This window comes from Polaribacter sp. ALD11, assembly GCF_002831685.1.
In the GTDB taxonomy this organism is placed as follows: Bacteria; Bacteroidota; Bacteroidia; order Flavobacteriales; family Flavobacteriaceae; genus Polaribacter.
The window spans coordinates 3224607-3238631 of sequence record NZ_CP025119.1; the positions used below are offsets into that span (position 1 = coordinate 3224607).

General features: G+C 30.2%; 14 protein-coding genes. 9 read left to right on the top strand and 5 right to left on the bottom strand.

The window, feature by feature from the left end; translation table 11 throughout:
- Nucleotides 1-27: 27 nt before the first annotated feature.
- The 4 genes from CW731_RS14025 to CW731_RS14040 all read left to right on the top strand — a co-directional run bounded on the left by CW731_RS14025 (nt 28) and on the right by CW731_RS14040 (nt 4625).
- Nucleotides 28-1755, top strand: a complete 1728-nt coding sequence (locus tag CW731_RS14025) for a hydroxymethylglutaryl-CoA reductase, degradative (RefSeq protein ID WP_100947311.1) — start codon at nt 28-30, stop codon at nt 1753-1755.
- Nucleotides 1755-2681, top strand: coding sequence for a GYDIA family GHMP kinase (locus CW731_RS14030; RefSeq protein WP_100947312.1), 927 nt, complete (start codon nt 1755-1757; stop codon nt 2679-2681). The genes CW731_RS14025 and CW731_RS14030 overlap by 1 nt, the downstream gene beginning before the upstream one ends.
- Nucleotides 2682-2773: 92 nt before the next feature.
- Complete coding sequence (locus CW731_RS14035) at nt 2774-3985, top strand: NAD(P)/FAD-dependent oxidoreductase (RefSeq protein ID WP_100947313.1); 1212 nt, start codon at nt 2774-2776, stop codon at nt 3983-3985.
- Between the two features lie 85 nt (nt 3986-4070).
- A complete protein-coding gene (locus CW731_RS14040; RefSeq protein ID WP_100947314.1) occupies nt 4071-4625 on the top strand; it encodes a thioredoxin family protein in 555 nt (184 codons plus the stop codon).
- Between the two features lie 148 nt (nt 4626-4773).
- On the opposite strand, the gene CW731_RS14045 is transcribed toward CW731_RS14040, so the two are convergent.
- The 5 genes from CW731_RS14045 to CW731_RS14065 all read right to left on the bottom strand — a co-directional run bounded on the left by CW731_RS14045 (nt 4774) and on the right by CW731_RS14065 (nt 9434).
- On the bottom strand, nt 4774-5337 hold the full coding sequence (locus CW731_RS14045) for a hypothetical protein (protein ID WP_100947315.1): 564 nt from the start codon (nt 5335-5337) through the stop codon (nt 4774-4776).
- Between the two features lie 10 nt (nt 5338-5347).
- Nucleotides 5348-6346, bottom strand: a complete 999-nt coding sequence (locus CW731_RS14050; RefSeq protein WP_100947316.1) for a hypothetical protein — start codon at nt 6344-6346, stop codon at nt 5348-5350.
- A gap of 444 nt (nt 6347-6790) precedes the next feature.
- Nucleotides 6791-7867, bottom strand: a complete 1077-nt coding sequence (locus CW731_RS14055) for a DUF418 domain-containing protein (RefSeq protein WP_100947317.1) — start codon at nt 7865-7867, stop codon at nt 6791-6793.
- Between the two features lie 177 nt (nt 7868-8044).
- Nucleotides 8045-8914, bottom strand: coding sequence for a GyrI-like domain-containing protein (locus tag CW731_RS14060; RefSeq protein ID WP_100947318.1), 870 nt, complete (start codon nt 8912-8914; stop codon nt 8045-8047).
- A gap of 73 nt (nt 8915-8987) precedes the next feature.
- On the bottom strand, nt 8988-9434 hold the full coding sequence (locus CW731_RS14065) for a DUF1572 family protein (RefSeq protein ID WP_100947319.1): 447 nt from the start codon (nt 9432-9434) through the stop codon (nt 8988-8990).
- Between the two features lie 173 nt (nt 9435-9607).
- Here CW731_RS14065 and CW731_RS14070 point away from each other — a divergent pair, with 173 nt between their 5' ends.
- From CW731_RS14070 to rlmN, 5 genes are all read left to right on the top strand, one after another.
- Nucleotides 9608-9934: a nucleotide pyrophosphohydrolase gene (locus CW731_RS14070; RefSeq protein ID WP_100947320.1), complete on the top strand. Its 327-nt coding sequence runs from the start codon at nt 9608-9610 to the stop codon at nt 9932-9934.
- 1 nt (nt 9935) lies between these two features.
- Nucleotides 9936-10184: a hypothetical protein gene (locus tag CW731_RS14075; protein WP_100947321.1), complete on the top strand. Its 249-nt coding sequence runs from the start codon at nt 9936-9938 to the stop codon at nt 10182-10184.
- A gap of 345 nt (nt 10185-10529) precedes the next feature.
- On the top strand, nt 10530-11759 hold the full coding sequence (locus CW731_RS14080) for a 3-phosphoshikimate 1-carboxyvinyltransferase (protein ID WP_100947322.1): 1230 nt from the start codon (nt 10530-10532) through the stop codon (nt 11757-11759).
- Nucleotides 11760-11830: 71 nt separating this feature from the next.
- Nucleotides 11831-12880 (top strand): tRNA preQ1(34) S-adenosylmethionine ribosyltransferase-isomerase QueA, encoded by a 1050-nt coding sequence (gene queA, locus CW731_RS14085; protein WP_100947323.1) that lies wholly within the window; start codon nt 11831-11833, stop codon nt 12878-12880.
- Between the two features lie 67 nt (nt 12881-12947).
- Nucleotides 12948-13988 (top strand): 23S rRNA (adenine(2503)-C(2))-methyltransferase RlmN, encoded by a 1041-nt coding sequence (gene rlmN / locus CW731_RS14090; RefSeq protein ID WP_100947324.1) that lies wholly within the window; start codon nt 12948-12950, stop codon nt 13986-13988.
- Nucleotides 13989-14025 lie beyond the last annotated feature (37 nt).

Here is a 14025-nt window from a genome sequence, read left to right on the forward strand (position 1 = left end):
TGTTGTTGATAGATTATAGGATAAGAAATGAGTAAGAAAATAACGGGTTTTTCTAAGTTTACGAAAGAGGAAAAAATAAATTGGTTGGCAGAAAATTATTTGAAGGGTAATTCAACTGCAATCGATATTATAAAGCAATATTGGAATGCTGATGAGAAATTGCAACAATTGCATGACGATTTCATAGAAAATACCATCTCTAATTTCTATCTACCAATGGGCGTTGCGCCTAATTTTTTAATAAATGGTAAAGAATATGCAATACCAATGGTTACAGAAGAAAGTTCTGTAGTTGCTGCTGCTTCTTTAGTTGCTAAGTTTTGGAGTACAAAAGGTGGTTTTAAAACCACCGTTTTTGGAACGACGAAAATAGGGCAAGTCCATTTTATGTTTGCAGGTGAAAAAGCAGATTTAGAAAAGTATTTCAATAAAAATAAAACAGAATTATATGCTGCAACGGCTTCCATCACTAAAAATATGGAAAAACGTGGCGGTGGAATTTTAGATATAAAATTAGTTGATAAAACAGAGAAGTTAGAAAATTACTATCAATTACACATCACTTTTGAAACGAAAGATTCAATGGGCGCAAATTTCATTAATTCTTGTTTAGAAGCAATTGCGACTGAATTTAGAAATGATGAAATTGAAATTGTCATGAGTATTTTGTCTAATTACGTTCCAGAATGTTTGGTAAGGGCAGAAGTGAGTTGTAAGATTGAAGATTTAGGCGTTAAGAATCCGCAGAAATTTGCAGAGAAATTCTACCAAGCAGTAAAAATTGCAGAAATAGAACCTTATAGAGCAGTGACGCATAATAAAGGAATTATGAATGGTGTTGATGCGGTAGTTTTAGCAACAGGAAATGATTTTAGAGCTGTGGAAGCTGGTGTTCATGCATACGCATCTCGTTCAGGAAGTTACACAAGTTTGTCTCATTGCACCATTGATAACGGAATTTTTAAATTTTGGTTAGATGTACCTTTGGCCTTAGGAACTGTTGGCGGTATTACTGCTTTACATCCTTTGGCAAAATTGTCTTTAGAAATGTTGCAAAAGCCATCTGCTAAAGAGTTGATGCAGATTATTGCAACTGCTGGTTTGGCGCAGAATTTCGCGGCTTTAAGAGCGTTAACAACCAAAGGAATTCAACACGGACATATGAAAATGCACTTGCAGAATATTATAAATCAGTTAGGTGCAAATAAAATAGAGAAAGAGAAAATAACAACTTTTTTCGATGGAAAAACAGTTTCACATGCTGCTGTAGTTTCTAAGTTTGAAACACTAAGAAAAGCAAAAGTAAATTGGGTAGATTTTACAAATGAAAGTGAAGTGAGAAGTTTATTGTCAAATTTAAAAGCGGATTCAAAACCACTTTTCGGTAAAATGAACGGACAACAAATGGTAGAACATGTAAGTTTTTTAATGAAGATTTCTAACGGAAAGGTGGCTGCAGATTATTTTGTAGAAGATGAAAAATCTGCAAGAAGAAAGACTTTTTTAAATACCGATGGTGAATTACAAATTGGATTTAAACCAGCCATGTTATCTGAAGAACCTTACCCAGTAAAATTTGCTACAATAAAAGAATCAATAGACGATTTAATTTTACAAGTGAATGATTTTGAAAAACACTTTAAAACAGTGCAATCAGAAAATCACCCGTTTTTTGGTGAGTTAGATTTTGAATATTGGCAGAAATTTCATGTAAAACATTTTACACATCATTTTAAACAATTTGGTTTGGTCTAATGAATTACTACTCAAACGGAAAACTTTTATTAACAGGAGAATATTTGGTCTTAGACGGCGCAAAATCTTTAGCGATACCCACAAAATTTGGACAAGATTTAGTGGTAGAGAAAATAAAAGAACCGCAATTAATTTGGGGTAGTTTTACACATACTGGCAATTGTTGGTTTGAAGCAGTTTTCGACTTACCAAAATTACGTTTGGTAAATTGTACTTTTAAATCAGAGAAAGAAGGAAGTGCAGAGTTTATTGCAGAAACGTTGTTAGCTATTTTAGAGGAAGCAAAAAGAGTAAATCCTGCTTTTTTAAGTTCAGAAAATGGTTTTGTTGTAAAAACAAACCTTACATTTCCAAGAAATTGGGGTTTAGGAACGTCATCAACTTTAGTAAATTCGATAGCAAGTTGGGCAAATATAGACGCGTTTCAGTTATTATGGAATTCTTTTAAAGGAAGTGGTTATGATATTGCTTGTGCACAGAATAATGGGCCAATATTTTATCAAATTCAAGATAAAAAACCTATTGTAAAACAGGTTGAATTCAATCCGAATTTTAAAGAAAATTTGTTTTTTGTGCATTTGAATCAAAAACAAGATTCTAAAGAAGGTATTGCTAAGTTTAGAGAAAGCGGACGCAATTTCGATAAAGAAATAGCAGCAGTTTCTAGTATTTCTGATGCGTTTTTAAAAGCGAATTCAATCATAGATTTTAATAAATTAATTGTAGAACACGAACATATTATTAGTTCGATTATCAAATTAAAACCAGTAAAAGAAAAATTATTCTCTAATTATTTTGGAGAAATAAAAAGTTTAGGTGCTTGGGGTGGCGATTTTGTGCTAGTAACAGGAAACGAGGAAACGCCAACGTATTTTAAAAATAAAGGATATGAAACAATTCTTTCGTATTCAGAAATGATTTTATAATAGCTAATTTAGGTCTCGACTGCGATCGGCCTGATAATGAATATATTAAATATGTCCTCGAGCGCAGTCGAGAAGTTTTAGAACAAAATAACATGAAGAAAATAGTAATTATTGGAGGTGGAGCAGCAGGATATTTTACAGCAATTAATGCGAAAGAAAATAATCCTGATTTAGATATTACTATTCTTGAAAAAGGAAAAGATGTCTTACAAAAAGTAAAGATTTCTGGTGGCGGAAGATGTAATGTTACACATGCATGTTTCGAACCAAAAGAATTGGTGAAGTTTTACCCAAGAGGAGAAAAAGAATTGTTAGGACCTTTTCATCAGTTTATGACGGGCGATACTTTTGAGTGGTTTGACGATCGTGGTGTTCCGTTAAAAATAGAAAGCGATAATCGTGTTTTTCCGGAAGCAAATACAAGTCAGGCAATTATAGATTGTTTTCAAAAATCTGTTGATAATTTAGGTATTAAAGTGCTAACAAATTGTGGTGTAAATTCCGTTTATCAAGAAGATAATAAATGGATTGTTAATACCAAAGAGCAAAATTTTGTAGCAGATCAATTGGTCATTGCCGCAGGAAGTTCTAAAAAAGTGTGGGAGTTGTGTGAAACATTAGACCATTCTATCATAGAACCCGTTCCTTCTTTGTTCACTTTTAATATCAATGACAAAAGATTGGTCGATCTATTAGGAACTTCTGTGCCGAATGCAACGGTAAACATTTCTGGAACAAAATTAGAAGCATCCGGTCCCTTATTAATTACACATTGGGGAATGAGCGGACCCGCAATTTTAAAATTATCTGCTTTTGGCGCACGAATTTTAGCTGATAAAAATTACCAATACAACGTAGAAGTAAATTGGTTGTCGAGACCAACAGACAAGGTTTTAAATGTTTTACTGAATTTAAAAAAGAAAGAACCTAGAAAAACCGTGATTTTAAAATCGCCATTTTCAGAGATTACAAGAAGATTATGGGAGCGTTTTGTGTTGTTTTCAGATATTGATAAAACCCATAATTGGGCAGATTTAAACAGCGCACAATTAGAAAAATTAGCAAATCAATTAACCAAAGGAATTTACAATGCAAATGGTAGAACTACTTTTAAAGACGAATTTGTAACGGCTGGTGGAATCGATTTAAAAGAAATTAACTTTAAACGTTTTGAAAGTAAGAAACACAACAACTTGTTTTTTGTAGGAGAAGTTTTAAATATTGATGCTGTAACTGGCGGATTCAACTTTCAGAATGCTTGGACAGGTGGTTTTATCTGTGCAAAAGCGTTGAGTGAGGAATAAGCGTCATTGCGAGGAACGAAGCAGTCTGTAACTTTAAATAAACAGATTGCTTCGTTCCTGGTAATAACATCGTAAAAATAAAAAAATGGCAAGAGCAGAATCAAACGAATTTCCAATAGGAAAAAAAGCACCAGATTTCAGGTTGATGAATACGGTTAATAATACAGATCTTTCTTTATCTGAAGCAAAAGGAGAAAAAGGAACTGTAATTATGTTTATCTGTAATCATTGTCCGTTTGTAATTCATGTAAATTCTGAATTGATAAAAATGGCAAATGAATACCAAGCCAAAGGAATTGGTTTTATTGCGATTAGTTCTAATGAAATTGAAAATTATCCACAAGATGCACCAAATTTCATGAAGCAAGTTGCAGAGGATTTAAACTATCCTTTTCCATATTTGTTTGATGAAACTCAAGAAGTAGCAAAAGAATATGATGCCGCTTGTACACCCGATTTTTATGTTTTTGATGCCGATTTAAAAGCAGTTTATCACGGGCAATTAGACAACTCTAGACCAAGTAATGGAAAACTTGTTAATGGAAAAGATATTAGAAGTGCTTTGGATAATTTGTTAGAGAATAAAGCTGTTTTAGAAAACCAGAAACCGAGTGTTGGTTGTGGTATTAAGTGGAGGTAGGGTTTAGTTTTCGCTAACGTATTTGTATATGGAAAGTTGCAGTGTAAAGGTGCTACAACTTCAAGGTATAGTAATAAAATAACAGAAAAGCACAAACTTTGTAGTTTGCACTTAACTGCTATTTTTTATATACGTGGTTGTGGTTTGTTTAATTTATAGTCCCACTAGGTATTTCACCTTTTATTGACCATTCATTATTTTCTTTAACTAAAATTTTTATACTAGTTCCTCCAGTATTATCTTTTAAGTTATATTCATAAATTATTGCTTTTTTCATATCTTTAGTAAATAAAGGTTCTGAAAATCTTAATATTGGAATTGAAGAATTATATTTTTTTCTATCTTTTAAAAAAATAATTAATACATTATCTTTATTAAAATTCCTCTCCCATTTTCTTAAAGACCAATTTTTATAACTGCTTTTTATTTCATCTAACTCATTAAGAGATATAATATTTTGAACTTTTTTGTACAATATTTGATAAGCAAAAGTATTTTTTTTTGAATTATAAGCTCTATAATATGGATTTAAAATTGAAGAAGGTTTTATCTCTGTATTATAAAAAGTTTCGCTAATTAATCTTACTGAATCATATTTATTTAAGACTAGATTTATAATTTTATCAGTTTCTTTTTTTGTATTTTTTTTTTGAGAGGTACATGATATGATACCAAACAAAAATATTATTATTAAATTATATTTTATTTTCATAATTTTATTTTTAGTTACATTTATTTCCTTTTGAATCTGAAGAGTTAGTATCCTCCGCTAGATTTTCGGCTTCAATTCTAGTTCTATCTGTATCATTTAAATCAGATGTTTGGTTATATATTTCTGTTCCATATAAGCCACCCCAAGCTAAATCTGTATAATATTGAGAAGTATTAGAATTGCTATCCCAAACTGATAAAGCATTGGAGATAGTTGCTATATAATTTCTTGCCATTTCTTCATGCTGATATTTATTCCATGCAGTACCATTATTTGGATTACCATATTTTTTGTTAACCAATTCGTTCCAGAGTTCTGGGAATGTTTTTTTGAAACCGCTGACATTTGAATCAACGTAACTCAAAATATATGCATGAATTGCTTCATGGATTATTGTTCTAGCTATAGATAATTTAGTTGCAGAATTTACATAACTTGTATTAAGTTTTGTAAGGTAATTACTTGCTGTTTGATTATCCCAATCTGTATTTGCTGCATCAGTTGTGTTAGTGGTTTCGAGTGTCCAATTAAAATCTGCATTTTCACCAGCAAATTGATTTACGATATCTTCAATAGCTTTTCCACTTTGTATCGCTTCTAAAATTGCTTTAGAGCATGCGTCTAAATTATCTGTATCAATTTTATCATCAATTGTTGAATTTGCATTAGAGTTTCCACCAGTACCAGTTCCACCTCCACTACCGCCTCCAACGTCATTCCAACTAAAATCATCATTATTATAGAAAAGAAAAGGAAGTTTTAATTTATCTTCAAATGTTGAAAAATCATCTTCAGACTTATTTATGAATACTTTCAGGTTTACTCTTAGATTTTCTTGATTTAGGTCAAAGAATAAATATGAATAAGTTTCTGTAGTCTTTGTTTTATAATTTTTTCCTTTTTTAGTGAGTTCTAAATTACTTCTTTTTAATGGGATATAAATTTTTTGATTAGTTACTTCTCCATTTCCCCAATTTAAATCGCCTTTAAAAAACACATTATTCTCCATAGGGAAATTTTTATTTTGCTCAAACCAAGATTTTACTTGATTTATTTGCTCTTGTTTTTCAGATAATAATACATCTTATTCTTGACAACTGTTGAGAAGTAATGTAACTCCAAATAATATAATACCAATTTTTAAAAGTTTAAATAATTTGTTTTTTTTCATTTTCATGATTTTTTAAATTTACTAATTAATTTTCAGTTTTCAATTCAGCCGTTTGAGTGAGATATAAACCACAACTTTAGACGATTATGTGACGTTTTAATGACCTATTAATCGGTGTTAGCGAAGTTATCATTTTTTAGGTTTAGAAACAAAACAAACTATTTCAGAAAAAATATTGTTAAATTTTCAAATAATTCAAAGGAAAATGAATTAGTTATAGAGTTAGAACCATAGTAGTGGGCATTAAATTAGAAATAAACCGTATTCATTTTTGTAGTTTTTTTAATCAGTTAATTTTCGCATAATCCATTCTAATGGTCCAGATTTTTTATAGCTTCTCCAAACTACAGCAAATAGGACACAAAAAAAACTAAATGCTAAAGCATAAATCACTGAAAATTCAATAGCGTAATTTCCCATTTTAGAAGGGTTTATTATTTCAATAATTCCCATTCCAATAATTACGTGTGCTACGTAAAATGTTAACGCTAATTGGCCAGTTTTATTTAAAGCATCAATTATGAGGCTGTTTTCAAATCTCTTAGCAATTAGTATACAAGCAGAAATTACTGTAAAAGCAATTGCAATGCCGTTTAACATATAAACTGGCAAAGGTGGCATTGGGTTTGTTCCTAGTATTTCAGTTAATTCCTTCGCTATTTCTTGGTTTCCTTCTGATATAAATAAAATAGTTACAGATGACAGTATTTGGATTGAAATAAAAATAATTGCACTAACCTTAAAAGTCTTTTTTATAAATTTATCGTTGTGTAAGTCTTGTTTTCCAAACCAATAACCAAATAACATAAAAGCAGTCCAAGGAATTACTGGATGAAAACCATTAAAAAAGAGGTTTCTCATAAACCCTTTGAGAGTCCAAAAGTCTTGATAGTTTAAAGTCTCGAAATTCCAACCAGTTTCGTAACTCCAAAATATCATTAGTAAAGGAAATGTTATGATTAAGATTATTGCAGAAATTAAAATATTTTTTTCTTTACAAGTAAGCAACAAGAGGGTTATTATCATATAAACACCATAAAAATGTAGAATGTCTGCTGGCCAAATAACAATGTATGAGGTTCCAATAACAAATAGAAATACAGCTCTTTTGACAATTTTAAAGCGAACAATTTTTAATTTAGCTTGGTCTTTATTTTTAATAGCAGAATTCGTCATTAATGCAACACCTATGCCAGCTAAAACAACAAAAGTAGCAGCTGCTTTTCCATCGAAAATACTTGCAGCAGATTTTATCCAGTTGCGTCCATTATCGCCAAATACAACTTTAAAGTTCACAATTATCATTCCCATAACTGCCAGCGCTCTAGCTACATCAATTCCTATTATTCTTTTTTTCATCCTTTTGTTGTCTAATAGATTCGTTAAATTCAAAAAAAAAACATACTAATTAAAGAAGATTTAGGCAACTGAATTCGTTACGGATAATCAATATTGTATAGCTTCGAAATTTTAATTTTTAAATCTGAAACAAAAATATTACAGAAAATTTTGTTCTGTTAGTCATTTTAGGACATTTTATTTTATCGGGATATATATTTCTGTGAGCAGTTCTTCTTTAGGTGTGTTATCTTCGTCATTTAAATAGAATTCTAGTATCGGTAAGTCTAATAATTCTAGTTTTAAATTAAGGAATATGAAAGGGAATATTAAATTATAAGTTTCATGTGATTTTTCATGACTTCCTTGATGAGTAAATTTGATGTATTTCTGACTTTTGATAGTCTTAGTTCTAAACAAGTTGTTTTGAATTTTAGTAAATGATTCAGGAATGATTATTGCAGCACTATATCTACAATTTAGGTCATCAGTAATATGATTGTCGTCTAATATCTCTGCAAGAAAAATAGAATTATCATCTATAATAGCTAGTTTTTTAGCATAGTTAAGTAGTTTCGACCAAGTTAAAGTTATCTTTTTTATATCACCATACGATCCTTTATGTTCTATGTATAAAATGTTGAAATCAGGTAATAATTCAATCTTGTAATCAATTTTTTGTTGCACTAAATTAGATTCATTATTTAATTTCTTAGCAGTCGAAATAATTTGGATATTGGCTTTGTTTCTAAATTTTGAAGGAGAAACACCAAATTTATTTTTAAATGCCTTATTAAATACGGCTAAATCATTAAACCCAATTTTAAAAGCAATATCGCCAATAGCATTATTAGTATATTTTAAATTTTCAGCTGCTTTTTCAATTCGGATACGTTTGATGTATTTTCCTATAGATTCTTTGTTTAGAGAGGTAAAAATCCGATTCATATTTCTATATGAATAGTTGGTAATGTTTTCAACTTCTTTAACACTAATAGATTCGTTAAATTTAATAGTAATTAAATCTATAAGTTTATTATATCTTTTTATTTGTTCTGAAGAATGCAATAGTTTAAATAAGTTTTTGTCAATTGATTAGAACATAGTCGAATATGTTGTACGTGGCAGTTCGTATGAGTTTTTATTTATCTAATAATCTTCTATGATAATTTATTTGCCCAAGATGATACGTCAAATGAATAGTTAAATGAATTAATAAATACTCAGTTGATTCTACTTTTGAAAATTTTAAAACAGGATAATCTTCATTCAATTCTTTATCTGTAACAGAAATAAGTGATTTATTAACCATTTCTATAGTTTCATTTATACGATTAATCAACGTTTGTCTTGGAACATTTTTTTGGCTAAATTCGAGTTCTCTATTTCTAATATAGTTTGTTTGTCCAATTTCTTTTCCAATAAAGGTGTGTAAATTTCCAATTAGATGTAACGTTAAGTTTCCTGCTGAATTAGAAATATTTTTTTCTAATCGCCAAATATTTGCTTCATTTTTATAAAGTTCTATTTCTGTAATTAATTTATTCAGGTCTCTTTCAAGAAACGTTATTAATGATTTTGTATTCATCTATTTAATTATAATTTACTACTATATAAATAAAATTAGCATTCATATGCTGCTGTTTTAGGAACTTGTATACCTAATTAGCGAAGTTATATTTTTAAAATACAAACAAACAAAATCATTTCAAAACTTTTACCTTTGAGTTTTAAAACCTTCAATCTTTCAATAAAAGAAACATGAACATAGAAAACGCACAAAAGCAAGTAGACGATTGGATTAAAAATCATGGAGTTCGTTATTTTAATGAACTTACAAACATGGCGCAATTAACAGAAGAAGTTGGTGAAGTTGCAAGAATAATTGCAAGACGTTATGGTGAACAAAGTGAAAAAGAATCTGATAAAAATAAAGATTTAGGTGAAGAATTGGCAGATGTTATGTTCGTTGTCTTATGTTTGGCAAATCAAACAGGAATCAATTTACAAGGTGCTTTTGAAAAAAAATTAGATATTAAAACAAAACGCGATCACGATCGCCATCATAACAATCAAAAATTACAATAGAATGACTTTTTTAGAAAAAACAAAACAACCACTTTTTTGGAATAATTTCGCAAAAGTAGCCATCCCTTTTTTTATCATGGTAACCTTAATTTCATTATTTATGAATAGCTGGGGCGATATTTTTGCAGGCGATTTTGCAAAAGTAAATGAAGTTAATTTTGCCGACGGAAAATGGATGAGTTTCTGGGGGCTTAAAGTTTTTTTAAGTGCTTTTTATGGTTTTTACGTCACCAATAAAAAAATGAAGTAAACAATATATTAGTTTTTAACGAATCGTTATAACATACTTTTCTGTAAAAATATATTTTAACACATAGGTATGTAGAGAATAAAATGATCTGTTTTCTATATGCTTATGTGTTATTTTTTATTACTTCAATTATTCTATAATTACAAGCAACATTAAATACGAAGGTCTTTAGTCTAAGCTTGTGGAATATTAAAAATAAAATTTAATAAAGGTCTTAGAATACTTCTTTACTTTATAGCTGTAAAATATTCACCATAAAATTTGGTAGTTTTTTTTTGTGCGTTAACTTTGCTTTTAGAAGTAAAAACAAGTAAGTAGCTATTATAATTAAAATCAGTTTTTAGAATGGACATATTGTTAAATGTTTTAGAGGATAAGAAAATAAAGGAAGAAATTACAATTTCTGGTTCTAAAAGCGAATCGAATCGATTACTTATTTTACAAAACTTGTTTCCAGAAATTGAGATTGAAAACTTGTCAGATTCTGATGATTCTATTCATATGCAACACGCACTTTCTACTGATAAAGAAACTGTAGATATTGGTCATGCAGGAACTGCAATGCGTTTTTTAACCTCGTATTTTGCCGTAAAGAATGGAAGAGAAGTAGTGCTTACTGGTTCTGAAAGAATGCAAAACAGACCAATTGAAATTTTGGTGAATGCGTTAACAGATTTAGGTGCAGAAATTTCTTACGAAGACAAAGTTGGGTATCCACCAATTAGAATCAAAGGAAAAAAGATAACCAAAGCAAAAGTTGAAATTAACGGAAACGTAAGTAGCCAATATATTTCGTCTTTATTATTGATTGCTTCAAAATTAGAAAACGGACTAGAAATTGAATTGCTAGGTAAAATTACTTCGATTCCGTATATTAACATGACGTTGAGTTTATTGAATCAATTGGGAATTGAGACAACTTTTGTAGGAAATAGCATTAAAGTATTTCCAAAGAAATCAATAGAAAAGCAAACCGTTGTTGTAGAGTCAGATTGGTCTTCTGCTAGTTATTTTTATTCCATAATTGCATCTGCAGAAATTGGTTCGGAAATAAAATTAACGGCATACAAAAAAGAAAGCTTACAAGGCGATTCTTGTTTAACAGAAATCTATAAACATTTTGGTGTAGAAACTGTTTTTGGCGAGAATTTTATCACCCTAAAAAAAGAAAGAAGTTCTAATTTACAAACATTAGAAATCGATCTTAAAAATGCACCAGATATTGCACAAACAATTGCAGTAACTTGTTTTTCTGAAGGAATTTCTTGTAATTTAACGGGTTTGCATACCTTAAAAATTAAGGAAACAGACAGATTAGAAGCTTTAAAAGAAGAATTAACAAATTTAGGAGCTTCGATTTCTGTGACGAATGAGAGTTTGCTTTTAGAAAAATCTTCAGAAATAAACAAAAACATTGCTATTAAAACATATAACGATCATCGAATGGCAATGGCTTTTGCTCCTTTAGCTTTAAAGGTTCCTATAAAAATTTTAAATGCTGAAGTAGTTACAAAGTCGTTTCAAAAATTTTGGGAAGACATGCAACAAATTGGTATTAAGGTAGAAGAAGTGTAAATAAAAGGCGAAACACTTGACAACGCCTATTCCGATATCGTATCTTTGTAGCTTTTAGAAGATACACATATATGAAATTATCGCACTTTGAATTTGAGTTACCAGAAGAGTTGTTAGCAATTTACCCTGCTGAGCATAGAGATGAATCTCGTTTGATGGTATTGAATAGGGCAGAACAAACTATAGAACATAAACAGTTTAAAGACGTTATAGATTACTTTGATGAAGGTGATGTGATGATGTTGAACAACACCAAAGTTTTTCCTGCAAGAATGTTTGGAAACAAAGAAAAAACAGGTGCTAGAATTGAAGTTTTCTTATTAAGAGAATTAAATGCAGAAAATAGATTGTGGGATGTTTTAGTAGATCCTGCAAGAAAAATTAGAATTGGAAACAAATTATTTTTTGGTGAAGATGATAGTTTAGTAGCAGAAGTAATAGACAATACAACCTCTAGAGGTAGAACTTTACGTTTCTTGTATGACGGTTCTTATGAAGAGTTTAGAGCGAAGTTATTAGAATTGGGGCAAACACCATTGCCAAAAGCAATTGCTAGAGAAGTAGAGGCCTCAGATAAAGAAAGATACCAAACTATTTTTGCAAAGCATGAAGGTGCTGTAGCTGCACCAAGCGCAGGTTTACATTTTTCTAAACACTTATTAAAGCGTTTAGAAATTAAAGGAATAGATTTTGCAGAAATGACTTTACATGTTGGTTTAGGTACTTTTAGCGCAGTTGAGGTAGAAGATTTATCTAAGCATAAAATGGATTCTGAGCAAATTGTGATTCCTGAGGAAACTGCAACATTGATTAATAAAGCGAAGAAAGAGAAAAGAAGAATTTGTGCTGTTGGAACTACAGTAATGAGAACGGTAGAGTCTTCTGTTTCTTCTAAGCATGAATTAAATGCATTTGAAGGTTGGACAAATAAATTTATTTTTCCGCCGCATGAATTTAGTATTGCCACTGCAATGATTACTAATTTTCACGAACCAAAATCTACATTGCTAATGCAAGCTGCAGCTTTTGGTGGGTTTGATTTTGTTATGGAAGCATACAAAGTAGCAATTAAAGAAGGTTATAAATTCTCTACATACGGAGATGCTATGCTAATTATATAATTCAATTTTTTATTGAAACATTAAAACCTCGCATTTTTAATGCGAGGTTTTGTATTTTTGCAATCTAATGGAAGTTAAAAAAAGAGATATAAGAGCATTAACAAAGGACGAATTAAGATTCTTTTTTGTTGAAAATAACGATAAAGCTTTTCGTGGAAATCAGGTGTATGAATGGCTTTGGAGTAAGTCTTTACATACGTTTGAAGAAATGACAAACATTTCTAAAGAAACTAGAGAAATGTTGGCAGCAAACTTTGTTATCAATCATATTAAAGTAGATTCCATGCAAAAAAGTAAGGATGGAACTATTAAAAACGGAATTAAATTACACGACGGCTTAATTGTTGAATCTGTACTAATTCCAACAGAAAAAAGAACAACAGCCTGTGTTTCTAGTCAGGTTGGTTGTAGTTTAGATTGTAAATTCTGCGCAACTTCTCGCTTAAAAAGAATGCGTAATCTAAATCCAGATGAAATTTACGATCAAGTTGTAGTTATAGACAAACAAAGTAGATTATACTTCAATCATAAATTAACAAATATTGTTTTTATGGGAATGGGAGAGCCCTTAATGAACTATAAAAATATGATGAAGTCTATAGAAATGATTACTTCTCCAGAAGGTTTAGGAATGTCTTCTAAAAGAATTACTGTTTCTACTTCTGGTGTGCCAAAAATGATAAAAATGATGGCAGACGAAGAAGTGAAATTTAACTTAGCGGTTTCTTTACATTCTGCAATAGATGAAGTAAGAACCTCTATTATGCCCTTTAATGCTACGTTTCCGTTAAAAGATTTAAAAGAATCTTTAGAATACTGGTATGAAAAAACAGGTAGAGCAATTACCTATGAATACATTGTTTGGGACGGAATTAACGATAAAAAAGAAGATATAAAGGCTTTGGTTGCATTTTGTAAAGCAGTGCCTTGTAAAGTAAATTTAATCGAATACAACCCTATTGATGATGGCGAGTTTCAGCAGGCACATTCCTCTGCAATAAATAATTATATATCTAATTTAGAAATGAACGACATTACTGTAAATGTAAGAAGAAGTAGAGGGAAAGATATTGATGCTGCTTGCGGGCAATTAGCGAATAAATCTTAACAGATTTTTAGACCTCTGGAGTATGCAAAAGTGTTAA

Bases quoted from the DNA above. Each gene is read 5' to 3' on its own strand.
- CW731_RS14035 (WP_100947313.1), top strand. From the start codon at position 2,774: ATGAAGAAAATAGTAATTATTGGAGGTGGAGCAGCAGGATATTTTACA.
- CW731_RS14045 (WP_100947315.1), bottom strand. From the start codon at position 5,337: ATGAAAATAAAATATAATTTAATAATAATATTTTTGTTTGGTATCATA.
- CW731_RS14065 (WP_100947319.1), bottom strand. From the start codon at position 9,434: ATGAATACAAAATCATTAATAACGTTTCTTGAAAGAGACCTGAATAAA.
- CW731_RS14050 (WP_100947316.1), bottom strand. From the start codon at position 6,346: ATGGAGAATAATGTGTTTTTTAAAGGCGATTTAAATTGGGGAAATGGA.
- queA (WP_100947323.1), top strand. From the start codon at position 11,831: ATGAAATTATCGCACTTTGAATTTGAGTTACCAGAAGAGTTGTTAGCA.
- CW731_RS14030 (WP_100947312.1), top strand. From the start codon at position 1,755: ATGAATTACTACTCAAACGGAAAACTTTTATTAACAGGAGAATATTTG.
- CW731_RS14040 (WP_100947314.1), top strand. From the start codon at position 4,071: ATGGCAAGAGCAGAATCAAACGAATTTCCAATAGGAAAAAAAGCACCA.
- rlmN (WP_100947324.1), top strand. From the start codon at position 12,948: ATGGAAGTTAAAAAAAGAGATATAAGAGCATTAACAAAGGACGAATTA.
- CW731_RS14070 (WP_100947320.1), top strand. From the start codon at position 9,608: ATGAACATAGAAAACGCACAAAAGCAAGTAGACGATTGGATTAAAAAT.
- CW731_RS14025 (WP_100947311.1), top strand. From the start codon at position 28: ATGAGTAAGAAAATAACGGGTTTTTCTAAGTTTACGAAAGAGGAAAAA.
- CW731_RS14055 (WP_100947317.1), bottom strand. From the start codon at position 7,867: ATGAAAAAAAGAATAATAGGAATTGATGTAGCTAGAGCGCTGGCAGTT.
- CW731_RS14075 (WP_100947321.1), top strand. From the start codon at position 9,936: ATGACTTTTTTAGAAAAAACAAAACAACCACTTTTTTGGAATAATTTC.
- CW731_RS14080 (WP_100947322.1), top strand. From the start codon at position 10,530: ATGGACATATTGTTAAATGTTTTAGAGGATAAGAAAATAAAGGAAGAA.